The organism is Capillibacterium thermochitinicola (genome assembly GCF_013664685.1).
Taxonomy (GTDB): domain Bacteria; phylum Bacillota; class UBA4882; order UBA10575; family UBA10575; genus Capillibacterium; species Capillibacterium thermochitinicola.
In genome coordinates this window covers 24816-50397 of the sequence record NZ_JAAKDE010000009.1, presented here as the reverse complement: position 1 = coordinate 50397, position 25582 = coordinate 24816, and the positions used below count along the sequence as shown (strand labels likewise).

Here is a 25582-nt window from a genome sequence, read left to right as displayed (position 1 = left end):
ATGGGTAGACGCTTGGCACGCGAACTAGCATTCTTAGCTTTATTCCAGCATGATATGGGTCGGATACCCTGGCCGGATGCCGTCCGGTGGCTGCTCACCGAGCATGAACTTTCCCCCGATGCCGTCGCCTTTCTTCAGGAGATTGTGGCCGACGCCATCGCGAAACGGGAAGAGATTGACAACATTTTGCGGCATTATTCGCAAGACTGGCCGCTGGTCCGCATGGCCAGCACCGACCGGAACATTCTACGCTTGGCGGTCTATGAACTGTTATACCGGAGTGATATTCCGGTGGAAGTAACGGTGAATGAGGCGGTCGAAATTGCGAAAAAGTACGGAGACGAGGATTCCGGGAAGTTTGTGAACGGGGTTTTGGGAACCGTCATCCGTGCCATCCGGAAAATGGTGAACGTTACCGCTGAGGTGGACGGGGGAACCGATGAGTGAGTAGTTACTATCTAGGTTTGGATACCAGTTGTTATACAACTTCACTGGCGTTAACTGATGCGGCGGGGCGCATCCTTCAAGACCAGCGCCGGGTCTTAACGGTGGAAAAGGGGGCAAAAGGGCTTCGACAATCGGAAGCCCTTTTCCAACATTTAAAGAACCTCCCGGCTTTGGTTGAAGAGGCGGCGGCTTTCCGGCCCCTGAAGGGGGTGGCGTACGCGGCCCGCCCGCGGCCGGTGGACGGATCCTATTTGCCGGTCTTTCTGGCAGGGGCCAATTTTGCCCGGGTGATTGCCGCCACGGCCGGTGTCCCGCTCCTGGCCTCTTCGCATCAGGAAGGACACATCCGGGCGGCGCTGGAGGGCGCCGGGCTGGCAAGTGACGCCTTTCTCGGGCTGCATCTGTCGGGAGGAACCACGGAACTGCTGGCCGTCCAGAGGAAGACCGGCGGTTTTGCCGTCAAGCTGTTGGGCGGGACCTCCGACTTGCACGCGGGACAGATGATCGACCGGATCGGCGTGGCGATGGGCTTGCCTTTTCCGGCCGGCCCCCATTTGGAAGCGTTGGCGCAGGGGGGACAAGCCACTTTGAAATTGCCGGTGGCCGTCCAGGGTTTGACGGTCAGTTTTTCCGGGCCGACTTCGGCCGCCTTACGCTTGTGGGCGCAAAAACCGGCCCCCGCCGATCTGGCGCGGGCGGTCCTGGACTGTCTGGTCGAATCGGTCTTCCGCCTGGTGCAGGCCGGCGTGGCCACCGGTGAACCGGGCGGCCGGGAAGTATTGTTGTTCGGCGGGGTGGCCAGCAATACCTACCTGCGCCGGGAGCTTACGGCGCGGGTGGCCCGCTGGGACCAGGGGGTCCGGGTGTATTTCGGTAAAACCGAGTTATCGGCGGACAATGCGGTGGGCTTGGCTTTGCTGGCCCGCGATTACTTTACGTCGGCGGCCGCGAAGGGAGGAACAGAACATGGAGAAGATGTTGATCATCGACAGCCATAGTTTGGCGCACCGCGCCTACCATGCCTTGAAGGACACCAACCTGCGGACGAAGGATGGACTGCCCACCAGCGCGGTGTACGGGGTGGCGACAATGATCCTCCGTCTGCTGGAGGATGAACAACCCGCCTACCTGGTGGTGGCCGAGGATCTGGGCAAGACTTTCCGGCACGAGGTCTATGCCGAATATAAAGGGACCCGGAAAGAGCTGGATGCGGACCTGCTGGCCCAGTTTCCATATATCAAAGAGTTTTACGAGAGTATGGGGGCGGTGGTGCTCGGGGTCGACGGGTACGAGGCCGACGATGTGATCGGGACGATGGCCCGGGCCGCCCGGGAAGCCGGGATTCCGGTCTGCATTGTCACCGGGGACCAGGATGCCTTCCAGTTGATCGACGACGGGGTCTGTGTTTATTACACCCGGCGCGGGATCACCGATCTGGTGCGCGCCACCCCCGATTATCTGCAGAAGAAATACGGGTTAACGCCGCGGCAGTGGGCGGATTTTAAGGCGTTGAAAGGGGACCCGTCCGATAATATTCCCGGGATCCCCGGGATTGGGGAGAAAACCGCGGTTAAACTGCTGAACGACTTCGGCAGCCTGGACGCGCTGCTCGCTAGCCCGGAGAAGATTGAAAATGAACGGCTGCGCAAACTGCTGGTCGACCACCGGGCCGAGGCGCAACGCTGGCGTGAACTGGTGACGATCAAACGGGACGTACCGCTGCCGCTGGCACCGGCGGGTTGCCGGTTTCACTTTGACGCGCCGCGCCTGGCGGACTTCTTCCGCAAGCTGGAGTTTCGAAGCCTCCTGGTCCGCGTGGCGGGCCAAGAAGCCAAAGCCCCGGCGAATACCGCGGAGGTTAAGGTGGGGCCGGTCTTAATGCCGGAAGCCCGCCTGCTGGCCGGTGACGACCTGCCGGCCTTTTTCGAAGGCAGCGACCGGGAGCCGGTAGCCCTCCAGTTTTTGGCGGCGGAAGCCTCCTGGCAGCGGGGGGAAGTCCTGGGGGTTGCTTTTTCGAAAGCCGGTGATCAGCACGGCTATCTACCCCTGGGCAGTGGGGCGCCATCCTGGCCGGAGCCGTTGGTCCGGTGGCTGGCCGATCCGGAGGCCCAGAAACTGGCCTTCGACGGCAAGACCCAGATGGTCCTGGCGGACCATTACGGGTACGCCTGGGATGGCCTGGCCTTTGATGCTTTGATCGCCGCCTATCTGGTCAGCGGGGGCCGGTGGCAATTGACCCTGGAGAACACGGCCCAGACTTTACTCGGGGTCGAGCTTCCGCCCTTACAGGATGCCAAGGGGAAGAAGCGGGAGATCCTTAATCTGCCCACCGACTGGGCGGAGGATGCTTTGGCCGGTGCCGGGACGAGCCGGACGGCGGCCCTCCTCAAACTCCATCCGGTTTTGCGGGCGGAGATTGGACAGGCCGGGGTCGAGGAGTTATTTTACGAGGTGGAGATGCCGCTGGTCCGGATCTTGTTTGCCATGGAAAAAGCGGGGGTGAAGGTCTCCCCGGAGCAGCTGGCTACCCTGAAAGCCAATTATGCCCGTTGGATTAAAGAGCTGGAAACCGAGATTTACCGGTTGGCGGGGGAAGAGTTTAACATCTCTTCGCCAAAACAGCTGGGGGTGATTCTTTTTGAACGGCTGGGCCTGCCGGCGGGGAAGCGGACCAAGACCGGTTATTCAACGGATGCGGAAGTCCTGGAGGAACTGGTCGACAAACATCCGCTCGTCGAGAAGGTGCTGGCCTACCGCGGTTTGGTGAAGTTGAACTCCACCTATGTGGAAGCCCTCCTCGGGCTGGCCCAGCCCCCCGGTTACCTGATCCATACGACGTTTAACCAGGCGGTGACCGCCACCGGGCGGTTGAGCAGTACCGATCCGAATCTCCAGAACATCCCGGTCCGCACGCCCGAAGGGCGGGAGATCCGCCGTTGTTTTATACCGCGCAGCGCCGACACGGTTTTTCTTTCGGCCGATTACTCCCAGATAGAACTGCGGATACTGGCCCATTTTGCCGCCGATGAGAAGCTGCTGGCGGCTTACCGGAGCGAAGAGGATATCCACCGGCGGACGGCGGCGGAGATCTTTAACGTCCCGCCCGACCAGGTGAGTCCCGAATTGCGGGACCAGGCCAAGGCGGTCAACTTCGGAATTATCTACGGCATCAGCGGGTTCGGCCTGGCGAAAGGGGTCGGGGTCTCCCGTAAAGAAGCGGAAGCCTTCATCAATGCCTATTTTGCCCGGTACCAGGGGGTAAAATCCTATTTGGAAGAGTCGATCGCCGCCGCCCGGGAAACGGGTTATGTGAGCACAATTATGAACCGCCGGCGGTATTTGCCCGATCTCAAAGCCCGCAATTTCCAGCGGCGTTCCTTTGCCGAACGGATGGCGCGGAATACGCCGATCCAGGGCTCGGCCGCCGATCTGATAAAACTGGCGATGGTGCGGGTGGACGCGCGGCTGCGCCGCGAAAAACTCCCCGCGACCATGCTGTTGCAGGTCCATGACGAGTTGCTCCTTGAGGTGGAGCGGGCCGCCCTGCCGGAGACGGAGAAGGTTTTGCGCGAGGAGATGGAAAGGGCCTTTGATTTGCGGGTCCCGTTGGTTGTTGAGATGAAGAGTGGCGATAATTGGGGGGATTTATAGGATGCCCGAATTACCAGAAGTCGAAACCATTCGCCGGTCTTTGCTACCGCTGGTGCAGGGGGCGGTGATCGACAAGGTCCAGGTTTTTCTGGCGAAGGCGGTCAAGCCCGCTCCGGCGGAGTTTGAGACGGCGCTCACCGGAAAGCGGATCACCGGCCTGGCGCGGCGGGGGAAGTACCTTCTGTTCCAGCTGGACAGTGGGCAGTGCCTGGCGTTCCATCTCCGGATGGCCGGGCGTTTGGTCTGGCAAAGCGGAACGGCGCCGCTGGCGAAACATACCACGTTGGTCATGAAGCTACAGGACGGGAAGAGCCTTCATTTTGTTGACCCGCGTAAATTCGGCACCGCCGTGTTGTTTCCCCCGGCGGCCCCACCGGCCGGTCTCACCGCGCTCGGTTTGGAGCCGTTAACGACGGAGAAGGAAGAGCTTTTGGCTGTTTTGGCAAAGGCGGCGGCCCGGCGTTCGGGGCCGGTCAAGGGGCTCCTCCTGGACCAGCAGGTCCTGGCCGGGTTGGGCAATATCTACGCCGATGAGGTTTTGTTCGCGGCGGGGGTCTCTCCCCTCCGTCCGGCCCGGGAGGTAACCAGGGCCGAATGGGAAAAGATTTACGATTCCATGGTGCGGATTTTAAACGCCTCGCTGGCCCACCGGGGGACGTCCCAGCGGGATTATGTGGACGGGCGGGGCAAGGCCGGTGAATTCCAGAATTATTTAAAGGTTTACGGCCGGAAAAAAGAACCCTGCGTGAACTGCGGCGCCCAGTTGGTCTATGCCCGGGTCGCCGGCCGGGGGACCCATTACTGTTCCACCTGCCAAAGATAGGAGAAAAGACCCCAAGGGGGAAAGGAAAACGATGGCAACGGGTTTCGTGATTGGCCTGACCGGAGGGCTGGGGACTGGCAAAACCACCGTGGCGCGGATTTTACAGGAACTGGGGCTGACCGTGATCAGTGCGGACCAAATCGGTCATCAGCTGCTGGAGCCGGGAACCGCAGTGTACGAAAGAGTAAAGGAGTTTTTCGGACCGGAGATTCTGGACGCGGCCGGCCAGATCGACCGGCGGGCGTTGGGACGGATCGTTTTCCGGGACCCGGAAAAGCGGGGGCGTTTAAACGACCTGACGCACCCGGCGATCATTGCCCGGATCAAGGCGGAAGTGGACAGGTTAAAGCAGGCGGGGAAGGATGTGGTCGTCGAGGTACCGCTCCTTTTTGAAGCGGGTTTGGCGGCGAAGGCGGAGATCGGTTTTGATGAGATTTGGGTGGTGGCGGCTTCCCCGGCGGTGCAACTGGCGCGGGTGCAAACCCGGGACGGACTGGGGGAGGAAGAAGCCCGGCGGCGGATTGGGGTGCAAATGCCGCTTGAGATGAAGATTGCCCGCGCCGATGTGGTGGTCTATAATGACGGCAATGAAACGGAATTAAAGGAGAAAGTGAAAGCGATCTTCGCGGCGCGGAAACAGGCGCATATTTCTTCGGCGGACGCATAGGATGGACTAAGGTTTTAAGTCGGGTGGTGAAGGTTATTTTTTTCGTAATCAGAAAACGCCATCTTAAGCTCTTTCTGCTTTTGCTCCTGGTGCTTTTGGGCGGGGTGCTCCATAAGCCGGTTGGGCGCCTGGTGTTCCCATTTCCGTTCCGGGAGGAGATTGAGCGGCGGGCCGAATACGCCGGAGTCGATCCCCAACTGGTGGCCGCCTTGATCTATGTGGAAAGCAAGTTTAACCCGAAAGCCCGGTCGACAAAGGGAGCCCGCGGGTTGATGCAGATCATGCCGGAGACGGCCGCTTGGGTCAGCGCCCAAAAGGGCCTTGATTTACAGGAGGAGGATCTGGACCGCCCGGAGGTTAACATCCCAATTGGGGTCTGGTATTTGAGTTACCTGTTCCGGGAGTTCAACGGGGACCGGGTTTTAGCTCTGGCCGCCTATAACGCGGGCGGCGAGAAGGTCAAAGCCTGGCTTGCTTCCGGGGCCTGGAGCGGCCGGGTCAATGATCTGCACAGCATCCCTTATCTGGAGACCAGGCGCTACGTGGCGAAGATCATGCGAACCTACTGCGTGTACCGGTATTTGTACAATCACCGGGCCTGAACGAAACAGATTGCCGGCCGGCGGTGCAAATAGCAATTTACTCAGCGAATGATGAGTGTTGGTATGACGAAAGGATGGACAAGCAGGAAATGGCAGGAATGAAGATTGGCTGGATTTCCCTGGGTTGCCCGAAAAACCAGGTTGATACCGAATACATGATCGGCTTATCGGAAGAAGCCGGGTTCGCCAGGACGGCAAATCCGGAGGAAGCCGACGTCCTGGTGATTAACACCTGTTCATTTATTGAGTCGGCGACGCAAGAGTCGATCGATACGATCTTGGAATTTGCCGCCTACAAGCAGAAAAACTGCCGCTTGTTGGTGGTGGCCGGTTGTCTTCCCCAAAGGTACCGGCAGGAACTGGTGAAAGCCCTGCCGGAAGTGGATCTTTGGGTCGGGACCGGCGAGTATGCCCGGTTGCCGGAGCTCTTGACGGCAGCTTTGGAAAAAAAGGGTGCGGCCCGGTTGGTTGCGGACGCCCCGGCGGGCTGGCTGCCGCCCTCCCTTGCCGACCGGCCGTTGACGACCCCGCCCCATTATGCGTATGTGAAGATTGCCGAGGGTTGTAATCACCACTGCCTGTACTGTATCATTCCCAAGCTCAAGGGGGAGTACCGCAGCCGGAAACCGGAGAGCATCATCGCGGAAGTCGAGAACCTGCTGGCGCGGGGTGTGAAGGAGATCAACCTGGTGGCGCAGGATACGACGGCTTACGGTACCGACTTCGACGGGGCGTTTAACCTTAGTTCTCTCCTCTCTCGCCTGGACAAGCTGGAAGGCGATTTTTGGATCCGTCTTTTCTACACCTATCCGTCGTTGATCAATGAGGAGCTTTTGCGGACGATCCGGGACTCCAGGCATATCTGCCACTATCTGGACATTCCTTTACAGCACGTGAGCTCCGCCGTGCTCAAACGGATGGGCCGCCGGGGTACGGAAGGGGAAATCCGGGCGTTAATCGGTCGGGTGCGCCAGTACCTTCCGGAGGTGGCGATCCGCTCCACTTTTATCGTGGGTTACCCGGGGGAAACGGAGGAGGACTTTGCGCAGCTCTTGGCTTTTTTGGCCGAGGTGCGCCTGGATTGGGTGGGGGTCTTTCCCTATTACCGGGAGGAGGGAACCGCCGCCGCGCGGTTACCGGGGCAAGTCCACCACGCCACTAAAAAACGCCGGGCCCGTCTGGTTTTGGAACAGCAGCAAAACCATTCCGCCGCCAAAAACCGGGCGTTGATCGGCCGCGAACTGCGGGTTTTACTGGAAAAGGAGAAGGCGCCGGGGTGGTGGGAAGGCCGGTCTTACCGGGAAGCCCCGGGGATTGACGGGGTGGTGCAGGTCCAGGTAACCGCAGACCAAAGGAACCGGCTCGCTCCCGGTACTTTCGTCCAGGTTCAAATTGAAGCGGCGGGCCCCTATGAACTCAGCGGTAAAATAAAAACGAACGGCTAAAGGATATCCCCGATCCGATGTCGAACTCGAACATTGTGCCAATCCGGGACTACTGAAATCGTGGTGATAACAGATGAGAATAGCAGATTACTTAACCCTTTCCAGGATTATTTTGACACCGGTCTGTTTATTTTTTCTTTTTTTCCCGATGGAACATAAGGAGATCTATGCAGCCACGATCTTTATTTTGGCCGCGTTGACCGATGGTCTGGACGGTTATGTGGCCCGTCGCCGCAACGAGTCCACTGCTTTTGGAAAGTCGTTTGACCCCATTGCCGATAAAATCCTGATCGGCGGTGCCCTGTACAGTCTCTTTATGTTGGACAAGGTTAGCGGTTGGGTCGTGGCGGTCATCCTCGCCCGGGAGATCTTAATCACCGTCCTGCGTGCCAAGGCGCAGAAGAAAGGACTGTCGGTGGCGGCGGGGCTTTGGGGCAAGATTAAGACTTTTTCCCAAATCATTGCCATTACGATGATCATTCTTTCGGTGCCCGGGGCGCAGATCGTACTCTATATTGCGGTCTTCTTCACCGCTTTTTCGGGCCTTGATTATCTCTGGAAATGGAAAAGGGCGTTTTTGCCGCCCCAAAAATAACCTAAAGATTGAAAAAGGTTTTGGTATGCCGCAAGAGAGCGGCTTTGAAATTGCCGACCTGGGGCAGATATTCGCCGGTCGCCGGATCAATCCGGTACCGGTATTTTATTTTTTCCTCCTCGGTGCGGAGGGTTTTTAAGGCGTCAACCAGGAGATCAATCTCGGTTTTGGTGTTGTAAAAGCCGAAACTGACCCGGACCATCCCCGGGAGGAGGCATTTTTTCCCCGCCTTTGCTAAATTTTCCGCGGAAATAATCTCGGCTTCGGTTAACCCTAAAAGATGATGAACATAGGGACGGGCGCAGAAACAGCCGTGCCGGACGCCGATGCCGGCCTCAAAGGCCAGGTAAGCGGCGACTAAACCGTGGGGAATGCCCTCCAGGTTGAAGGAGATCACGCCCACCCGGGGGTAACGCTCCGGCGGCGGCCCGTAAAGCGTCAAACCGGGCACCGTTTTGAGCTGGTTGTAGGCGTATCTGGTCAGTTCCGCCTCGTGGGCGACCAGCCGCGGGAAATTATTCCGGGCCAGCCAGCGCAGGCTGACGGCGAGGGCGAGCGCCCCGATGAGATTTGGGGTCCCCGCTTCATCCCGGTCGGGCGGTGGGGCAAAAACAACTTGTTCCCGGGAAACAGCAATTACGGTACCGCCCCCGACCTGGTCCGGGATGCCGTTACGGAAAGCGGAGAGCGGCCCCAGGAGGATGCCGGAACCAAAGGGGGCATACATTTTGTGCCCGGAGAGCGTTAAATAAGTGATCTGGGCTGGTCCCGCCTGTAACCGGATGGGGTAATGGGGGGCCAGTTGGGCGGCGTCGACGGACAGTTGGGCCCCATAATGCTGGGCAAGTTCGGCGATGGTTTGGATCGGGTTGATGATGCCGGTGACGTTGGAAGCGCCGCAGACGGTGACCAGTTTGACCGGACGGCGCGATTTTTTCAGCTTCCTTTCGAGGTCGGCCAGATCAAGGCAGCCGTCTTTGGTGAGCTGGATAAACTGGGCCTGTTTTCGTAACCGCCAGGGCAGATCGTTGGAATGATGTTCCATCCAAGTAGTGAGGACTTCCGCATTGTCCAGGGGTAGTCGCTGGGAAAGTTTGTTCAGTCCGTCGCTGGTGTTCTTGACAAAAAGGGCGATGTACTGATCGGCCGGGGCGCCAAAAAAATCCAGGATGATCCGGCGCGCTTCCATATAGACTTCGGTGGAGAGTTGCGATTTGTAGCCAAAGCCCCGGTGGACACTGGAATACCAGGGTAAAAAGGATTGGACGGCCTGCACGACGGCGGTGAGCGGCGGTGTGGTTGCCGCATTATCCAGATTGATATAGGGCCGCTTTGTTCCATCACTCAAAGGGACAATGGTGTCGAGTCCGAGGATCTCGGCGCGTATTTGCTCATGCCAATTTTTTTCCATCGTGTGGCCTCCCCGCCTTTTTTCAAAATATACTATGCCTAAGGGAGAAGGGTTGTGAAGGGTTACCAAGAGCGGGAGCTTCCGCCGTATTTTCCAGCGAAAATGCCGTTTAACCCCCTGTTTAGCTGGGCAGATTACAAATAGACCATTCAGAAAGGAGGTTCAGAAAGTGGCTGCTGGTCAAAAACGTAATACCCTTGTGTACGCCCAGGCGAAAAAGGCTTTGGATCAGATGAAGTACGAGATCTCCAAGGAATTAAACATCGACACTTCTCCGATCCAGGGCGACTATTGGGGGTATATGACCGCCCGTGACTGCGGTGCGATCGGGGGTCATATGGTGAAGAGGATGATTGAAGCGGCGGAAAGAACCCTTTCCCAACAGGCGGTGGCCAACGTCCAGGCCGGGTTCCGCTCCGGATTGGCTGCCCAGTCCAATGCAAACGATCAGAACACGACTAATCCGAACTTAAATCTGAACACGCTTAATCAACACTATTAAAGCTTTTTCGTTGGCAATCCAAACGCGGGGGATTGCGCCCGTCAGCGAAAAAGCCCGCCTCAGGAACATAGTCAAGACAAACGAAAAGAGACAGTCCGCCGGACTGTCTCTTTCTTTATGTTTTGGGTCTTTAGATCAAACCGTATTTTTTGCCGACCCGCTCGAGGACGGCCAGGGTGTCGTCCAGATCCTCCTGGGTGTGGGTGGCCATTAAAGAGAGGCGTAGACGGGAGAGTTTTTTAGGGACGGCCGGATAATAGACGGAGTTGACGAAGATCCCGGCCTGGTGCACTTCCCGGCTGACTTTCTTCAGGATATCCTCATCCCCGATGATGATGGGGATAATTGCCGTTTCCGCATTGCCCAGGTTAAACCCCATCCGCTTCAGGTTGGAGGTCATGTACTCAATATTGGACCATAAGCGCTTGCGCAGCTGCGGTTCGTTCTGAATGACGTCGATCCCGGCGATCAGCGCCCCCACGGTGGCGGGGGGCAGCGCCGTGGAGAACATGTGCGACCGGGCGTAAAAACGCAAGTAATTGACGACTTCTTTGGAGGAGGCCACAAAACCGCCCACCCCGGCCAGGGCCTTACTCAGGGTGCCCGCCACCAGATCAATCTGGCCTTCCATCTTGAAGTGTTCGGGGGTGCCCCGCCCGTTCGGACCGATTACCCCGGTGGCATGGGCTTCGTCGATCATGATCCGCGCATGGTAACGGTCGGCCAGAGCCTTAATTCCCGGTAGATTAGTGATGTCCCCGTCCATACTGAATACGCCGTCCACGATGATCAGTTTCCCGTTGTAACCCTGTTTTTCCGAAGATTGCAAAACCTTCTCCAGGCTGTCCAGGTCATTATGTTTAAAAGTGCGGAGGGTCCCGCCCGACAGGCTGCACCCGTCGATGATACTGGCGTGGTTTAAGCGGTCGTTGATCGCCACGTCGTTCTTGCGGACGAGGGCGGAGACACAGCCGACATTGGAGGCATAACCGGAGGAAAAGACAACCGCGTCTTCGCAGCCTTTCATCTTGGCCAGTTTATATTCGAGTTCTTTATGAAGTTCAAGGTAACCGCCGAGCAAAGGGACGCTGCCCGCGCCCGCCCCGTATTTTTCCAGGGCTTTCCGTGCCCCTTCAACCACGGCCGGGTGGGTGGTGAGGCCCAGATAGTTGTTGGAGGCCATCATGATCATTTCCCGTTCCTCATTGGTGTAACGGTCAAGGATTTTGACCCGGTGTTCGGATGGACTTGTTAGGATCCGTGACCAGTGGTGATATTCATTGTTGATCAACTCTTCCGTAAACTCATAAAAGGGCCTAGTTTTGGCGAAGATGTCCCGGTCGGGCAGTTCCAGAAAATCACTGAGGTTTTTTCCTTGGTATTTCACCTTAATCCCCTCCTTAGGCTTATGCCGTTACGGTCCGACGGAGTAAATACTGTCATCAAAGGCAAAAAAAAAGAAAAAAATCTTGTAAAAGGAAAATATGAACATCATTAATCTTACTCCATTTTTTGGCTTGAAGCAAGGGTGAAAAGAAAGTGAAGCGGACTTATATGAACAATTGGATTTCGGCCTCCCGGGCCAGTTGCAGAAAGGTCGTCACGTCGCCGACCGAGAGGTGGTCGTAGTCGATTAACTCCGCTTCGGTGATCCCGAGCATCTCCATGGTGCCGCGGCAGGCGATAAAATTGACCTGGCGTTCCATCGCCATGGCCAGCAATTGGCCGACGGTTTCAGTTTGGCGCAGCCGGATCAGTTTGTTCATGAAAAGCGCGCCGAGGCCGCCGAAGTTCATCTTGGAGAGGCCCAGTTTATCCGGGCCGACCGGTAAAAGGAGTTTAAAGAGGCGTTCCAGGGGATTATGGGCCCGGCCCCGTTCCTTCCGGAGGAGGGCGAGCCCCCAGAAGGTGAAGAAAATGTAGGCCGTAAACCCTTCCCCGGCGGCCGTCCAAGCCATGGCCAAGGCCGAAAGGGCTTTATCCAGATCGCCACTGAAGCAAATAATACAGATCGCCGGTTTTTTTTGCGGCAACCGTCCAACCTCCTTTGCAATTTGATTATGATTCGGCAAATTGATCAATTTGTTTGTTATTTGTCATTTATTTGTTATTTATACATGGTAAAACAAGAATTACCTTTATCGTCGTTTCGGAAGATATGCTATAATCGTAAACATGGAGGAGATATTATGTTAAGCATCTTCCGCGAAGGGTTTTTTAAAGATCTCCTAATTTGGTTTGTCATCAGTGTGGTCCTGGCGTCCCTGGTGGCGGCGGGGGTCGGTTTGGTCACCGACCGGTATTTCTCCGCCACGGTGGACGGTTTAATCGGGGATCAGGGGGAGTATGATCTCTTGTTTCAAGTCCGCAGCGACTTGAAAGAGACGGCGGTTGCCCGCCTGAAGGAGATCATTAAAGAGCGTGTCCCCGGGTCCACCGTTAAAGTGGGCGTCAGTGTCGCCGGGAAGACCGCTGTTTTTGTCGGGCTGGCGCCGCAGCACCGGAAAAAAGCGGTTTACACTAATCTGAACAACTACTTTCGTGATATTCCGGGCGCGGGCGGGTTTAGTCTCATGACCGAACCCCGGTTAACCATGTCGGCCATCCCCGGCAGTGTGGCCGATCTTTATATCCGTGAAGCCGAGCGGATTCCCGGTGTCCGTTTTGCCTTTCGCGACGGGGGTAGTATTGCGGTTATTTTGGAGAAGGCTACCAAGATGAAGGAGGTCAAAGCGGCGCTGGAAGAGCTTTTGGCCAGTTACCGCCTGTTGGAGATCGGGTTTCCGGCCGGCTATCATGTGGGCAACCCGATTGAGGTCGGACGCAATCTAACGGAGTTATTGGCGGGCAAGGGTGGCGTGACGCTGATTCGGAACGTCACCTCCGGGAAGAGCAGTGATGACCAGGAAGCGTTGCTCCTGACCATGGCGGAGATGAAACGGTTCCTCCTCTCCTATGCCGGACAGGTCAAAGTGATTCCCGCCCAAGGGGTTACGCTTAATCAGGGGGACCTTTTGGTTCTCTTTGACGATGCGGAGCATCCCCTGGCCGCGGGAGAAACGGTCGGGGCCCAGGATGTGATTGTGAAGGTCACCGGTGAAGAGGAAGACGGGGCGCTCCCCGGGCTGATCATTCAGGGGGATTCGGCCGGTTTTACCAGTGCATCGGCGCGGCTTTTGGGTGACGACCAGAAAGCCGGGGCGATCGTCGCCCACGTGATTATCAACAGCCCCAAACAGCAATTGGCGGAAGCCCTGGACGAAGCCATTGCTTTCCTCAGCCAGTTCAACTCCTTTCAGGAGTTGCCGGCACAAGCACGGCAAGTGATCACGGCGGCGGAGACGATTCAGGCCGCGTTGAACAACATTAATGGTCTTGGGGCGGACAATGCGGATCTGGCGAAGATCCAGAGGATCGCTTCGTTACTCGAAGGGGTCAGTCATGAGCTGCAGGATATGGCCGACCATTTGGCCCGGCTCCGCTGGGTGGAAAACCAACTGGATAAAGCCCTCCGTGGGTTGGAGGGGATCCATGCCATTACACGTTTGGGTTTTGTCCCGCAGAATCTGGGTTACTTTGGGGATCTGGGGCAAAAGATGGGCCGTCTGGACCGGGAGTTGCAAACCTTGATTGAGAACTTACGGGAGAAAGCCCGGGCCCTGGATGATTTCATCAACCGGTTTAATCCCTTGGTCCATACCCTGCTCGACTGGGAGAGGAAGACGACGAAGCTGGCCGGGCAGCTTGACCAAGTCGGCGACGTCTTGGGCGGGGGCAGTACCGGTTTTGCCGCCTTAGCCGAGTTGACGGGGGTTACCGATGCGAGTTTGCGGCAGTTTGCCACCTTTGATTTTGAAGCCTTACGCCAGGGGCTGTCGCCTTTGGAGAATGGTTTTGCCGAGCTCTCGGCCGGTAATGTGCCGCTGATCCTTGGCGAACTGGAAAAGATCAAGTCTTCCCTCCCCAAACTGAAGGACGAGGAGATTGCCAAGACGATTACCCTTCTGGACCGCTATTTAGGGGGTGAAACCCTGCCCGGTGAAAAGGTGGAACTCTTTGTGAATGCCGACTATGACCAGAAAGAAGTGACCCGCCTGGTCAATAGTTTCTTTGATTCGGAGGAGGTCCGGATTCTGTCATTGCCCGCGGGAATTCTCCAACCGGATGTCCGGAATGAGGTTACGCGGCTCTTGGGGGAAGTCCGGGGGGTCATCGCCGCCCTGACCGTGTTGATTCTGGCGGTTTTAATCTTTTTGCAGGATCAGGCCCCGATTCTGGCGGCATTACACCATTTGGAACTGCTCTTTCCGTACCGGGAAGCAACCGGGAAGGCGCGGGCACAGCAGCGTAAAGGAACGGCGATCCGCCGCTTCTTCCCGAGGATCTACGCGGCAGGCTTGGGCGGAGGCTGGCTGTGGGCGACGGTCAACCTGGCCGGGGCCAATGTTCCTTACTTCCCCAACCGTTATTTTTTACTGGTTGGTGCCCTTTTTGGCCTCCTTTTTTACCGGATGGCGGAGAAGTTCCACCGTTTGAATCTGGACGAAGTGGTTGCCGGTTATGCCCTTGGGTTTGATTTTACCACGGTGATGCGGGAGATTGTGATCCCGGCCGGACGGCCCGGGCTGATGCAAAAACTCAACCGACGGAAGATGGTGATGAAATGAACACCCCCCCACGACAGCCATTATTACAGATTCAGGGGTTGAAAAAAAGTTACCGCAAGCGTCCGGTTTTAAAAGGAATAAATCTTAATATTTTTGCTGGTGAGACGATAATAATTATGGGACCGAGTGGGTGTGGAAAATCCACTTTGGTCCGGTGTATTAACCGTTTGACTGAACCGGACGACGGCCATATTATCTTCGACGGGGTTGAAGTGACGAGTCTTCCTTTTGCGCAGTTATCGGGGCTCCGCCGCCGGATTGGTTTTGTCTTTCAGCAATTCAACCTGATCCGCCGGCTCAATGTCCTGGAGAACGTCACTTTTGCGCTGCGCATTTACGGCCAGGAAAAAGCGGAGGCCGAAGACCGGGCCATGCAGGCGCTGGCGCGGGTTGGCTTAAAGGAACGCGCATTGAATTTCCCGGCCGAACTGAGCGGCGGGGAACAGCAGCGGGTTGGGATCGCCCGTGCTTTGGCTTTAGAACCCCAGTTGATGCTCTGGGATGAACCCACCGCCGCCCTCGACCCGATCCTGGTCAGTGAGGTTATTGAGATCATGGAGGAGCTTGTCCGGCAGAAGGAGACCACGATGCTGGTGGTCACCCACGAAGTCGGTTTTGCTTCCCGGGCGGCCGACCGGATTATCTTTATGGACCACGGAATCATTGTGGAAGAAGGGCCTCCTGATGTGGTTCTTTCGACACCCCAATCGGAGATTGCCAAAAAATATAAAAAGCTCTTACAAACTTGACGAAAACATGTTATACTATGCCAGTAATATTTTTGTTTCGGGGGTGTATTTTTGAAGGGGTTTCAGCAAACTTTGCAGAATAGAATTGCTATCAAAGGCCAAGCCCTTCACTCCGGGAAAATGGTGGCGGTGGAACTCATACCCCAGCCGGTCGATACGGGAATCCGGTTTTGCCGGGTCGACCTGCCGGACCAGCCTGTTTTGCCGGCCAAGCCAGCCAATATCATTGATACGACGCGTAATATCGCCTTGGGGACGAGGGAGTGGCGGATACAAACCATTGAACATTTGATGGCAGCGTTTCATGGTTTGGGCGTGGACAACCTGCTGGTGGCAGTGGATGGGCCGGAAATTCCTCTGGGAGACGGGAGCGCCCGCTTTTTTGTGGAGGAGATCCTCCGGGCGGGGTTGCTTGTTCAGGAAAAACCGCGGAAAGTACGGAAAATTACCAAACCGGTCTGGGTGACCGATGGGAAAGACCCCCGTGCTTATCTGATTGCGCTTCCCGGCGAGGGCTTTCGGGTCACTTACTGCTTTACCTCCGACCATAAAGTAACAGGTAACCAGTTTGCCCAGTATCTGATCACCCCTGAGACTTTCCTGGAAAACATCGCGCCGGCCCGGACCATCGCGTTCTGGCGCGAGATCGAGGCACTGCGTAAACAAGGATTGGCGCTGGGCGGTAATATGGAGGTCGCAGTTGTGGTTGGCGAAGATGGTTATTTGAATGAATTGAGGTTTCCCGACGAGATTGTCCGCCATAAAATCCTCGATATCTTAGGCGATCTTTACCTGCTCGGCCCGTTGGAAGGCGAGATTATTGCGGTCCGTTCCGGACATAAACTCGATTTGGAGCTGGCTTTAAAACTCGAGGAATGTTTAACTTAAGGAGGTTTGGGTGTGGAAATAAATCAGATTAAAGAATTATTGCCACATCGTTATCCCTTTTTACTGGTTGACCGGGTGCTTGACCTGGAACCGCGGAAAAGGATCAAAGCTTTGAAGAATGTGACCAATAACGAGGAGTATTTTACCGGACATTTTCCGGAAAGGCCGGTGATGCCGGGCGTCCTAATTATTGAGAGTATGGCGCAGGCGGCCGGTTTAACCTTACTCGTGGAAAAAGAACACCGGGGGAAGATTCCCTTTTTCACCGGGATCGACAAGGCCCGCTTCCGGCGGCCGGTGGTGCCGGGGGATCAGCTTTATTTAGATGTGGAGCTTTTGCGGGTGAAAGGCAATTTCTGCTATGCCCAGGGGAAAGCGACGGTGGACAACGAGGTTGTCGCCGAAGCGCAACTGATGTTTGTTTTGGGTTCGAAAGAAGCCCAAGATGAATAAAAAAGGATATACTTCGGTTAGGGGGTCCCAGATTGAAAGTAGTAGAGAATAAAGTGGTAACTTTGAGGGAGATTCACGAAACGGCTATAGTTCATCCCGGAGCAAAATTGGGAAAAAATGTTGTGATCGGTCCGTATGCGATCATCGGTGAGAACGTAGAATTAGGTGATGGGTGTGTTGTGGGACCTCATGTGGTGATTGACGGATGGACGAAGATTGGCTGTAACAACAAATTTTACCATGGCGCTTCAATCGGGGTAGAACCGCAGGATCTGAAGTTCAAGGGTGAAAAGAGTTTCTTGTTTATCGGTGACGGTAATGTCTTCCGCGAGAATGTCACGGTGAGCCGCGGGACCGAAGGCGGTGGCGGCGAGACCCGGATCGGGAACAACAACTTGTTCATGGCCTACTCCCATGTGGCCCATGATTGCCAGGTGGGGAACAATGTGGTGATCGCCAACTGTTCGGCGCTGGCCGGGCACGTGGTGGTGGAAGACCGGGTGGTCATCGGCGGGCTCACCGGGGTCCATCAGTTTACTAAAATCGGCAAGATGGCCATGATGGGTGCCTGCTCCAAGATTGTGAAGGATGTACCGCCGTTTGTGATTGTTGATGGTAATCCTGCCCGGGTCGCCGGGATTAATGTGGTTGGACTTCGGCGCAATGGGGTTCCACCGGAGGTCCGTGAAGAGATCAAACGGGCCTACCGGATTCTTTACCGTTCCAACCTTACGATCGAGCAAGCGATCGAAAAGATGGAACATGAGTTGCAGGGTACGGAGGAGATTGATCATTTCATCCGTTTTCTCCGCAGTGCGGAACGGGGAATCTGCCGGTAGCCGGGGAATAAAGGGACGGCGGCAAGCCAAGACTAGACAAATATGGTCTAGTCTTTTTTCGATCAGACAGAAATCGATGTTTGGAGGGGAAAAACAATGACATGGGGAATTTTAGCTGGAGAAGGCCGTCTGCCATTGGAAGTCGGCAAAGGAATGCGTGCGGAAGGAATTGAACCGGTTGTGCTGTGTACCGGAAAAAATGCCGACCAATTCGTGGAAATGGGGTTTACGGTCGGCCGGGAGCAGATGGGACAGTTAGGGGCAATGCGCCGTTTTCTCCAGGACCATCAGGTTGACCAAATAGTTATTGCCGGCCGGTTTGGCAAGGAATTTTTGCTGGCCGGGTCGGTAGACCAAGAAATCATGGAGATCCTGGCCAAACTGACCAGGCGAAACGACGATGCGCTGCAATTGGCGGTGGTCAACTATTTTGAGGAGCATGGGATCAGAGTGGAGACCCAGACCAGATTTTTGCGGGCACTCATTCCGGACCGGGGGATCCTGGCCGGCCAGGACTTAAGTCCGGAGGAGATGGCCGACGTGAGATTGGGTTACCGGATGGCCAAAGAGATCGGCCGGCTGGATATCGGGCAGAGTGTCGTGGTGAAAAAGGGAATGGTCTTAGCCATTGAGGCGGTGGAAGGCACCGACCAAACCATCCGGCGGGGCGGGCTGTACGGCGGCCCCGGGGTCGTGGTGGTTAAGGTCGCCAAACCCGAACAGGATCTCCGGTTTGATATGCCGGCGATTGGCTTGAACACCCTTGAAGCCATGATTGAGATTAAAGCGCGGGTTTTAGGGGTTGAGGCCGGGGCCACTTTCCTCTTGGACCGGGAAGAACTGTTGGAAAGGGCGGAGAAGCACGGGATTACCGTAGTGGCCATAGATGAACTTACCATAAAAGGCAACTAATGCGAGAAGGTATTTGCCGCGCCTGGGCGAATATGTTTTAAGTGGCAAAAGATTTGCTCGAGGAAGCGAATAAACAGGGAAAGAAGGAGGGGGAAATGACGAAAAAGAAGCTGATCATCGCTTTTCTCCTTTGTCTTGTCATCTCCACCCTTCTTTTTTTTCTGATCCGGACTTATTGGTGGCCGCAAAGCGAGCCGATTCCATTATTACCCCTGGTTCAGGAGGAAGACATCGCCCCGGTGACCAATGCGGGCGAGGGACCACAGTTAAAAGGTGTGCAGATCGCGCTGGTCAATAAGGATAACCACCTGAACTGGAAATTAACCGTTGAGCGGGTGATTGAAGAGGGGGAGATTTGCCGTCTTTTTGGGATCAAAGGGGAGTATTTTACGGTGAGCGGCCGAAAATACCTGGTTGAGGCGGCGGAAGGCGAAATGGGCCAGGACTTTACTTGGCTCCGCCTCACCCCGGAAGTGGTTTTAACCGGGGAAGGAATCCGGATGGTGGCCGCCGAGGTGAATTGGGAAGCGGCGGCGGGCGAAGAGATCACCGGCCGCGGGCTGGAAGCGGATAGAAAAAACGTTAAGATCCAGGCGGAAAGATTTACGTTTAATCTGGAAAAGCAAAGGATGACTTTGCCCGGTACATCCCAGTGGTCTTTCCAGTAATGTCGTGTGAATGGGGTGAAGAAGGCCGATGGCCCAGAAGAGATCCATGATCCTTTTCGTAACGGTTGTCCTTGTCTTGGTCAGCGCTTTACCGGGATGGGCTGCTGAAAAAGGCCGTGAAGAGGTGGAGGTCGTCGTTCCGCCCCAAGGCTTGACCGAACTTGATTTGGAAAAAGAGTTCTGTGTCTATTGGGGTTATCCGGGTGCGCCGGTTGAAGTGATCGTGGCGGGTTCCGGACTGCGCCTCACGGCGTTAAAAATCAGTTATGACCAGCGTAACCAGCTGTTGACCGCGGAAAAGGCCGTGCGGCTGGAAACCGGGAAGATGGTTGTTACCGGAGAAACGCTAGTTCTCACTTCCGAGCTTGTGCGGTTACCGGAAGGGGGCGAAATCACCACCATTGAACCGGAAAGGTTGCGGATGGTGGTGAAGGGTCCCTTTTCTTACCACTTGGAAGAGGAAACTTTTCAAGGCGAGGGCGGGTTTACCCTCTGGGGATCCGAGTGGGTAATGGAAGGAGAGCGTTTTGACGGCAGTCTGCGCGAGGAACAAGTTACCGCGATGGGTTCGCCCGTCATCCGCTGGGAAAACGGGATGATGGTGGGCGAGGCCGGGACGGTGATTACTTACGATCTGGCCAGTGGACAAGCCACCGCCGAAGGGCCAACCAAAACCCGGTTTTATCAGAATAGAGGAGTGCATTCCAGTGGCGATTGAAGCGCAAGGTTTAGTGAAAGAATACGGGAAACGCCGCGTTGTGGACCAGGTCAGTCTGGAAGTCAACCCGGGCGAGGTTGTCGGTCTTTTGGGCCCGAACGGAGCCGGAAAGACCACCACTTTTTATATGATCGTCGGTTTGGAAAAGCCAGTTGCCGGACGGATTAAGATTGATGGAACCGACGTTACCGGTTTCCCCATGCATCTGCGGGCCCGCTACGGGGTTTCGTATTTGGCCCAGGAACCCTCGGTTTTCCGGAAACTAACCGTGGAACAGAACATACTGGCGATCTTGGAATTGGTGATCAAAGACAAGAAACAGCGGCTCGAACGGTGTAACCAGCTGCTGGAGGATTTTAACCTGACGAAGGTGAGAAAACAAATGGGGTTCATGCTTTCCGGCGGTGAGCGCCGCCGCGTGGAGATCGCCCGGGCGCTGGCCCAGAACCCCCGTTACATTTTGTTGGATGAGCCCTTTACCGGAGTGGACCCGATTGCCGTTGCCGATCTGCAGGATATTGTCGGTGAATTGAAAAAGCGGGGTTTGGGAGTCCTGATTACCGACCACAGTGTCCGGGAAACCCTGGCGATCACCGACCGGGCCTATATCATGTATTCCGGGAAGATTCTCGTTTCCGGAGATGCCAAGGCCATCGCCGAAGATGAGAAAGCGCGGAAGTTTTATCTGGGCGACCGCTTTAATATGTGAAGCGGGCAGGGATAATTTCTCAATAAACGGGAGTAATCAGTATGCGGATTATCACAAAGTATTTGATCAGAGAACTGATGGGGCCTTTCTTATTTGGCTTTTTAGCCTTTAGCGGTATGTTTATCGGATGGTCCTTGGTCAATGTGATCCAATGGGCCGAATCATATTCGGTGCCATTGCTCACCGTTTTACGCCTTTGGGCTTACAATGTCCCGGAGAATCTCGCTTATGGGGTTTACATCGGGATGCTCCTGGCGACCCTTCTGGGGCTGGGCCGGATGACCAGTCACAGTGAGACCATTGCGATGCAAGCAGGCGGCGTCAGTTTTATGCAGATTGCCGCCCCGGTTCTGATTATTGGTGCCCTCTTGACGGTAGGAACTTTTTATCTCAACGAATCCCTGACGCCAATGGCGAAACGTGCCTACCGGGAAGAACGGACCTTTATCCGGCAGGGCAAACCGAAAGGGATTATCGATGAATATTTCTCGGCGGAACGACTCAAAGGCGGGAAAAAACGGCTGATTTACGCCGAACAATACAATGCGACGGAAGAAAAATTTATCAATGTGACGATCCAGGAGATGGAGCATGGGCAGCTGGTCCGGACCCTGAAGAGCAAAGAATTGTTATGGGGCGAGAGCGGATGGTACTTTCGGGAAGGAGAAATCTTTAACTACCGGGAAGAGGCGGTGATCCCGGTCCGGGTGACGGAGGGATACAATCCGTCCGGTTTTGAAAAAACACCCGAGCAAGTCGTTCGCTTGTCCAAGCAGCCGGAAGAGATGGACTGGTGGGAGTTGAAATGGTACCTGGAGAACACGGAGTTAAGCACCAGAAAACGGCGGCAGTACGAAGTGCAGCTCCATCTAAAGATGGCTTTCCCCTTTGCCTGCCTGGTCTTTGCCCTGTTGGGAACGCCTTTGGCCTTACAGTCTCAACGGCGTACCTCTTCGGCGGGTTTAGGAATTACCCTTTTGAATGTGATCTTTTATTACGTTTTAATGGCCGTGGGGACTTTTCTGGGACAATCGGGAATAACGTCGCCCTGGGTGGGCGCCTGGCTCCAGAACCTAATCATTGGTGGTTACGGCTTGTATCTTTTTGTCCGCAAAGCATTCAACATCTAGCAGAGGGGGAGCAAAGTGTACGGTATTGTTCTGGTGTTGACCATCGCCTTGCTGGGTGGGGTAATTGCCCTTTTGGGCGACCGGGTTGGGATGAAGGTCGGCAAAAAACGGTTATCCCTCTGCGGGCTGCGGCCTAAATATACGTCGATGATTATAACGGTGGTAACCGGAGTTTTGATCGCCGGAACCACTCTTTTGTTACTCACCATGGTCTCCAACGACGTACAGACGGCGCTATTTCGGATGAAAAAATTACAGACGGAACTGGCGCAGACGAAAACCGATCTGGATGCGGCCAAAGCGCGGATGCGCCAGGTGGAAGCCGAAACCAAGGCGCTGCAAGAGAGTAAGGTGGCGCTGGAGGTTGAAAGGGAGCGTTTGCGTAAGGAGATTCAGGCGTACGCGGGGGAGGCCGCTTTGCTGCGGGCCAACGCGGAGCGGGGTGAAACCGGCGAAAAGCTAAAAAAAATTGAAGCCAACGGGGAAGGGCAGGCCAAGTGAATGCAGATTTTGGCGATTGACCCGGGGAGGGTGAAATTTGGGTATGCGGTGTTAACCGCCGACGACCGGCGGGTGTTGTGCCAAGGGATCGCGGAAGTTACCGGCCTGGTTCGGGTGGTGCAAGAACTGGTGGACCGTTTTCAGGTGACCACGGTGGTGATCGGCGACCGGACGGCCGGTGCGGAGTTTGCCACGACCCTCCGGGCGGCTTTAGAGGCCAATCACGTAAGTTTGGTTCCGGTGCGCGAGGATGGTTCCAGCCGGGAAGGCCGGCACCGCTTTTTACAGGCCAACCGGCGGGGATGGCGCCGCTGGGTTCCCCTGGGTCTGCAGTCCCCCTGGCGGCCTTATGATGATTATGTCGCGGTGGTACTTGGCGAACGTTATCTTGATCGGCAATGAAAAGGGGCCTAACCAGTTGTTTTTATTTGTGCTTTACCGGATCAGGTAGTTGTAACCTTCGATGGTGAACTCATCTGCGATCTCCAGTTTGTCCCGGACCTGCCGTAAAACGGCACTGTCGATCCGCGCCGGAGCCTCGCCCAACGTCTCCCGGTAGATGCGGCGACTGACCGTACTTTCCGGGTGGTTCTGGACAAACTGAATAATCTCCTCGATCTCCCGCTGTTTGTTCTTCATATGCTTCCCCCTCTTTCTCCTGTGGCTTTCCCTTAATAATTTATCCCGCGGAAGGCGGAAATACGCTGATTATTTATAGGGTGATTACCATATGGACCCGCTTGAGCGGAGGTTCTTAAAGATTAGGCGTTTTGTTAGTAAGCCGGAGGTGCAGGACCAACATAATATGTACAAACACCCGTATTAAGGGGAGAAAAGGAGGAGTAAAATGGCGGTAGAAGTAATCGCCGAGGCTCAGGTCCAGGTCCTGGTGGAAGACACCATCGATCTTTTTACTCCGGCACAAAAAATCGACGAAATTCGCGCCAATGTCCAAGATTTACGCTGCCATGTTATCCCCGGCAAAGTAATTTTCCAGGGGATCCTGCACAAACAGATCTTCTTCGTGAACGAGGATAACGTGGTGGTGCACCAGGGAGTAGATATCCCCTTCTCCGGCTTTGTCGATATTCCGGAAGCCGAGCCGGGACAGTTCTGTCAGCTGGCGGCTTCCGTTGAGTTCATCGATTTTCAGCTCCTTAGTCCCACAACACTCCGGGAGACCACGGTGATCCTGGTTAATGTGCGATTGTTGAGCAACGTTCCGCTGCCGCTGGTGTTGACCGTCAACCAAAACACACCCCAGCGGCCGGCCGTCTTTAACGGAGTAAAGAATGCCTTTGTCGCCCGCGGACCGGGCCGGTCGGCAAAAAAATAAAGAAAAATAAATCTCCAGGATTTGATGGTTGCTTTTTTTCGTCTGATCATGTAAAATAATTTAAGGATTTACAAGCGCCCGTAGCTCAGAGGATAGAGCACTGGCCTCCGGAGCCAGGTGCACAGGTTCGATTCCTGTCGGGCGCGCCACTAAGAAATTAAGAAGCGACGCGGTTTTCACGGCGTCGCTTTTTTGGTTTGGCCCCCTTTTTGGCAATCCCTTTTTAGTTTATTTTCGGAAATTCCCCCCAATTTCGTATTCGCTTCCTGCTGCTTTTTGGGCAAGACGTGACTACAAATGTTTTCAGTCGGTGAGAAATGGATGTACCGTCAGCCATTGCCGGGGTACCCCGGGATCAAGGCCGGCGTGAATGGGTTCTGGATTAAGAAGGGGGTAGCCCTGAAGCAAAATCCTGGATAATATAAAACGTCTCAGAGGTTGTTCCCCATGAGACGCACATACCAGTAAGGGTTGGTATATTAGTGATATATTAAGTAATATATTATATAATTATATATGAGATATATTAGAAGATCGGCTTAAAAAAGCCAATTTCAAAATGTTAATTTTGGAGTTATCGTCATTTTCTTACTGAAATGAATTTGTCTGTGGTATGACGGCCCGGGTTTTTACCCACAGTGTTTTTGGGAGGATAATCTGAAGATGAAAGGTTAATTCATTGAGGTATGAAATCAAGTGAGGGGTCAATAATTTGTTGTATTCCCTGTTTTTTACATGCCATTTTACGCTCATCCCGGGAGTCAGGCCTTTGACCGATGAAGTGATGGTGAATGGATCGATGATTGGATCACAGAATAAGATGTTGTTCTCTCCGACAAGTGTTTTATATTGGTAGGCAAAGCCGGTGATGAAAACCCGGTCATATAAAACTCTGATCCGGACATCTCTAACTTCCGTCCAGCATCGAGTGATCTTAATAACTTTTTTGGGCGGCGCATAGTTTTTTTGGATAAGGTAGCGGACATCCTGCTCACAAATTACTACATCAGTACAGATCGGAATGAAAAAAGTATCGGAGGTCCCAATATAGTTACCTTTGTTAATGGCAATGGCGGTATACATTCTCCTGAATCCCTCGCCTTCCTTTATATCCCGTTCGGTCTGGCCGGCGTGAATATTTGCTAAAAGGGAAGGACTTTTTCCGGAATCCAAGTTTCCAGCTGGATTTTGTCCGGGGAATCCAGCACGCTTTTTAAATGGTCGCTGTCGTCAAACTCTTTGTAGTGCAGATATTTTCTTTGAATATCCTGCGTCCGAACCCAGCCGTAATGTTTGACCCGGATATCCGATTGATAGACCGGGATGGGTCCTCTTGCCTCCAATGGAATTCTCCCGCAGTGAAGTTTCCGCCGGGGCCAGGAATAGGTCTGACGGGGATTATAGCGGAATAACATCCGGACCCTTTTCACCCACGGATCCCAGGATCCGTCCACCCGGTAGTGCTGCCGGTCGCCCCAAAAATCGAAAAGCCGGAATTCAACGGCGTCAAATTCATCTTGACTAATTAAGCCGATAACTTCATGGGCCATGCGTTTTTCGAAAACTTCATCGGCATCGATGGCCAAAATCCATTCCGGACCACGGTTGACGGTATAATCCCATAATCGGATCCTTGCAGTGCTTTCGTCCTTTGCCATCAAGGATTCGGTTTCCCGGTAAAGCCGGACTTTGGGAAAGGAGAGACAGAGATCCGGAGTGTGGTCGGTTGAGCCGTCGTCAAGGATGATGATTTCATCAACAAACTTTGATAACTCGGATAATACTTCCGTAAGATAACGGTCGGCTTCGTTACGGACGAGCATCATCGCGGTTAATTTGGGTAAGGAGCCCGACATGGGAGGATACCTC

Annotated in this window: 27 protein-coding genes, 1 tRNA gene and 1 pseudogene; 23 read left to right on the top strand and 6 right to left on the bottom strand. The window is 55.0% G+C overall.

The features are described from left to right. The 8 genes from nusB (at position 1) to pgsA (ending at position 8230) form a co-directional block, all read left to right on the top strand. The gene (gene nusB / locus G5B42_RS04985) at positions 1–447 is read left to right on the top strand and encodes a transcription antitermination factor NusB (RefSeq protein WP_181339354.1); all 447 of its coding nucleotides are present in this window, start codon (positions 1–3) and stop codon (positions 445–447) included. Continuing rightward, positions 444–1445, top strand: coding sequence for a tRNA (adenosine(37)-N6)-threonylcarbamoyltransferase complex transferase subunit TsaD (locus G5B42_RS04980; RefSeq protein WP_181339353.1), 1002 nt, complete (start codon positions 444–446; stop codon positions 1443–1445). Before nusB ends, G5B42_RS04980 begins: the two co-directional genes overlap by 4 nt. Then, on the top strand, positions 1414–4098 hold the full coding sequence (gene polA / locus G5B42_RS04975) for a DNA polymerase I (RefSeq protein WP_181339352.1): 2685 nt from the start codon (positions 1414–1416) through the stop codon (positions 4096–4098). Before G5B42_RS04980 ends, polA begins: the two co-directional genes overlap by 32 nt. A 1-nt stretch (position 4099) precedes the next feature. Further along, complete coding sequence (gene mutM, locus G5B42_RS04970) at positions 4100–4921, top strand: bifunctional DNA-formamidopyrimidine glycosylase/DNA-(apurinic or apyrimidinic site) lyase (RefSeq protein ID WP_181339351.1); 822 nt, start codon at positions 4100–4102, stop codon at positions 4919–4921. 31 nt (positions 4922–4952) lie between these two features. Beyond that, on the top strand, positions 4953–5588 hold the full coding sequence (coaE, locus tag G5B42_RS04965) for a dephospho-CoA kinase (protein WP_181339350.1): 636 nt from the start codon (positions 4953–4955) through the stop codon (positions 5586–5588). A gap of 26 nt (positions 5589–5614) precedes the next feature. Next, entirely contained in the window at positions 5615–6190 is a 576-nt protein-coding gene (locus G5B42_RS04960) for a lytic transglycosylase domain-containing protein (protein WP_331274046.1), read from the top strand. Between the two features lie 74 nt (positions 6191–6264). After that, the gene (gene rimO, locus G5B42_RS04955) at positions 6265–7635 is read left to right on the top strand and encodes a 30S ribosomal protein S12 methylthiotransferase RimO (protein ID WP_231133244.1); all 1371 of its coding nucleotides are present in this window, start codon (positions 6265–6267) and stop codon (positions 7633–7635) included. A gap of 73 nt (positions 7636–7708) precedes the next feature. Then, positions 7709–8230, top strand: a complete 522-nt coding sequence (gene pgsA, locus G5B42_RS04950; RefSeq protein WP_181339348.1) for a CDP-diacylglycerol--glycerol-3-phosphate 3-phosphatidyltransferase — start codon at positions 7709–7711, stop codon at positions 8228–8230. A gap of 1 nt (position 8231) precedes the next feature. Here the strand turns inward: pgsA and G5B42_RS04945 are convergent, their stop codons facing one another. Then, complete coding sequence (locus tag G5B42_RS04945; RefSeq protein WP_181339347.1) at positions 8232–9641, bottom strand: aminotransferase class V-fold PLP-dependent enzyme; 1410 nt, start codon at positions 9639–9641, stop codon at positions 8232–8234. A gap of 169 nt (positions 9642–9810) precedes the next feature. Between G5B42_RS04945 and G5B42_RS11810 the strand changes: the two are divergent. Continuing rightward, positions 9811–10026 (top strand): annotated as a pseudogene (locus G5B42_RS11810) (small, acid-soluble spore protein, alpha/beta type); the annotation flags it as partial. Between the two features lie 247 nt (positions 10027–10273). Here G5B42_RS11810 and G5B42_RS04935 read toward each other — a convergent pair. Together G5B42_RS04935 and G5B42_RS04930 are read right to left on the bottom strand one after the other, a co-directional pair. Further along, positions 10274–11530 carry an aminotransferase class I/II-fold pyridoxal phosphate-dependent enzyme gene (locus G5B42_RS04935; RefSeq protein ID WP_181339345.1) on the bottom strand — a complete coding sequence of 419 codons (1257 nt, stop codon included), beginning with the start codon at positions 11528–11530 and terminating at the stop codon, positions 10274–10276. 163 nt (positions 11531–11693) lie between these two features. Beyond that, complete coding sequence (locus G5B42_RS04930) at positions 11694–12176, bottom strand: DsrE/DsrF/DrsH-like family protein (protein ID WP_181339344.1); 483 nt, start codon at positions 12174–12176, stop codon at positions 11694–11696. Positions 12177–12332: 156 nt separating this feature from the next. Between G5B42_RS04930 and G5B42_RS04925 the strand changes: the two genes are divergently transcribed. The 12 genes from G5B42_RS04925 (at position 12333) to G5B42_RS04870 (ending at position 22779) form a co-directional block, all read left to right on the top strand. Beyond that, positions 12333–14810 (top strand): hypothetical protein, encoded by a 2478-nt coding sequence (locus tag G5B42_RS04925; protein WP_181339343.1) that lies wholly within the window; start codon positions 12333–12335, stop codon positions 14808–14810. After that, a complete protein-coding gene (locus tag G5B42_RS04920; RefSeq protein WP_181339342.1) occupies positions 14807–15559 on the top strand; it encodes an amino acid ABC transporter ATP-binding protein in 753 nt (250 codons plus the stop codon). Before G5B42_RS04925 ends, G5B42_RS04920 begins: the two co-directional genes overlap by 4 nt. A 72-nt stretch (positions 15560–15631) precedes the next feature. After that, entirely contained in the window at positions 15632–16447 is an 816-nt protein-coding gene (gene lpxC / locus G5B42_RS04915; protein ID WP_231133243.1) for a UDP-3-O-acyl-N-acetylglucosamine deacetylase, read from the top strand. A gap of 6 nt (positions 16448–16453) precedes the next feature. Beyond that, positions 16454–16900, top strand: a complete 447-nt coding sequence (gene fabZ / locus G5B42_RS04910) for a 3-hydroxyacyl-ACP dehydratase FabZ (RefSeq protein ID WP_181339340.1) — start codon at positions 16454–16456, stop codon at positions 16898–16900. Between the two features lie 32 nt (positions 16901–16932). Further along, on the top strand, positions 16933–17739 hold the full coding sequence (lpxA, locus tag G5B42_RS04905) for an acyl-ACP--UDP-N-acetylglucosamine O-acyltransferase (RefSeq protein WP_181339339.1): 807 nt from the start codon (positions 16933–16935) through the stop codon (positions 17737–17739). Between the two features lie 96 nt (positions 17740–17835). Beyond that, complete coding sequence (locus G5B42_RS04900) at positions 17836–18651, top strand: LpxI family protein (RefSeq protein WP_181339338.1); 816 nt, start codon at positions 17836–17838, stop codon at positions 18649–18651. Positions 18652–18746: 95 nt separating this feature from the next. Beyond that, positions 18747–19319, top strand: a complete 573-nt coding sequence (locus tag G5B42_RS04895; RefSeq protein WP_181339337.1) for a hypothetical protein — start codon at positions 18747–18749, stop codon at positions 19317–19319. 46 nt (positions 19320–19365) lie between these two features. After that, on the top strand, positions 19366–20037 hold the full coding sequence (locus G5B42_RS04890) for a hypothetical protein (RefSeq protein WP_231133242.1): 672 nt from the start codon (positions 19366–19368) through the stop codon (positions 20035–20037). Next, positions 20027–20746: an LPS export ABC transporter ATP-binding protein gene (lptB, locus tag G5B42_RS04885; RefSeq protein WP_181339335.1), complete on the top strand. Its 720-nt coding sequence runs from the start codon at positions 20027–20029 to the stop codon at positions 20744–20746. Before G5B42_RS04890 ends, lptB begins: the two co-directional genes overlap by 11 nt. Before the next feature lie 41 nt (positions 20747–20787). Continuing rightward, positions 20788–21876 carry an LptF/LptG family permease gene (locus tag G5B42_RS04880; protein ID WP_181339334.1) on the top strand — a complete coding sequence of 363 codons (1089 nt, stop codon included), beginning with the start codon at positions 20788–20790 and terminating at the stop codon, positions 21874–21876. Between the two features lie 15 nt (positions 21877–21891). After that, entirely contained in the window at positions 21892–22377 is a 486-nt protein-coding gene (locus G5B42_RS04875) for a DUF3084 domain-containing protein (protein WP_181339333.1), read from the top strand. Continuing rightward, complete coding sequence (locus tag G5B42_RS04870) at positions 22378–22779, top strand: RuvC family protein (RefSeq protein WP_181339332.1); 402 nt, start codon at positions 22378–22380, stop codon at positions 22777–22779. It abuts the gene before it with no gap. Between the two features lie 33 nt (positions 22780–22812). On the opposite strand, the gene G5B42_RS04865 is transcribed toward G5B42_RS04870, so the two are convergent. Beyond that, entirely contained in the window at positions 22813–23016 is a 204-nt protein-coding gene (locus G5B42_RS04865; RefSeq protein WP_181339331.1) for a hypothetical protein, read from the bottom strand. A gap of 208 nt (positions 23017–23224) precedes the next feature. On the opposite strand from G5B42_RS04865, the gene G5B42_RS04860 reads away from it, so the two are divergent. Together G5B42_RS04860 and G5B42_RS04855 are read left to right on the top strand one after the other, a co-directional pair. Further along, positions 23225–23713: a DUF3794 domain-containing protein gene (locus G5B42_RS04860; RefSeq protein ID WP_181339330.1), complete on the top strand. Its 489-nt coding sequence runs from the start codon at positions 23225–23227 to the stop codon at positions 23711–23713. Between the two features lie 74 nt (positions 23714–23787). Beyond that, positions 23788–23862 (top strand) — tRNA-Arg (locus G5B42_RS04855). 439 nt (positions 23863–24301) lie between these two features. Here G5B42_RS04855 and G5B42_RS04850 read toward each other — a convergent pair. Both G5B42_RS04850 and G5B42_RS04845 read right to left on the bottom strand, forming a co-directional pair. Beyond that, positions 24302–24796 (bottom strand): hypothetical protein, encoded by a 495-nt coding sequence (locus G5B42_RS04850; RefSeq protein WP_181339329.1) that lies wholly within the window; start codon positions 24794–24796, stop codon positions 24302–24304. A 59-nt stretch (positions 24797–24855) separates the two neighbouring features. Beyond that, the gene (locus G5B42_RS04845; RefSeq protein WP_181339328.1) at positions 24856–25569 is read right to left on the bottom strand and encodes a glycosyltransferase; all 714 of its coding nucleotides are present in this window, start codon (positions 25567–25569) and stop codon (positions 24856–24858) included. Positions 25570–25582 lie beyond the last annotated feature (13 nt).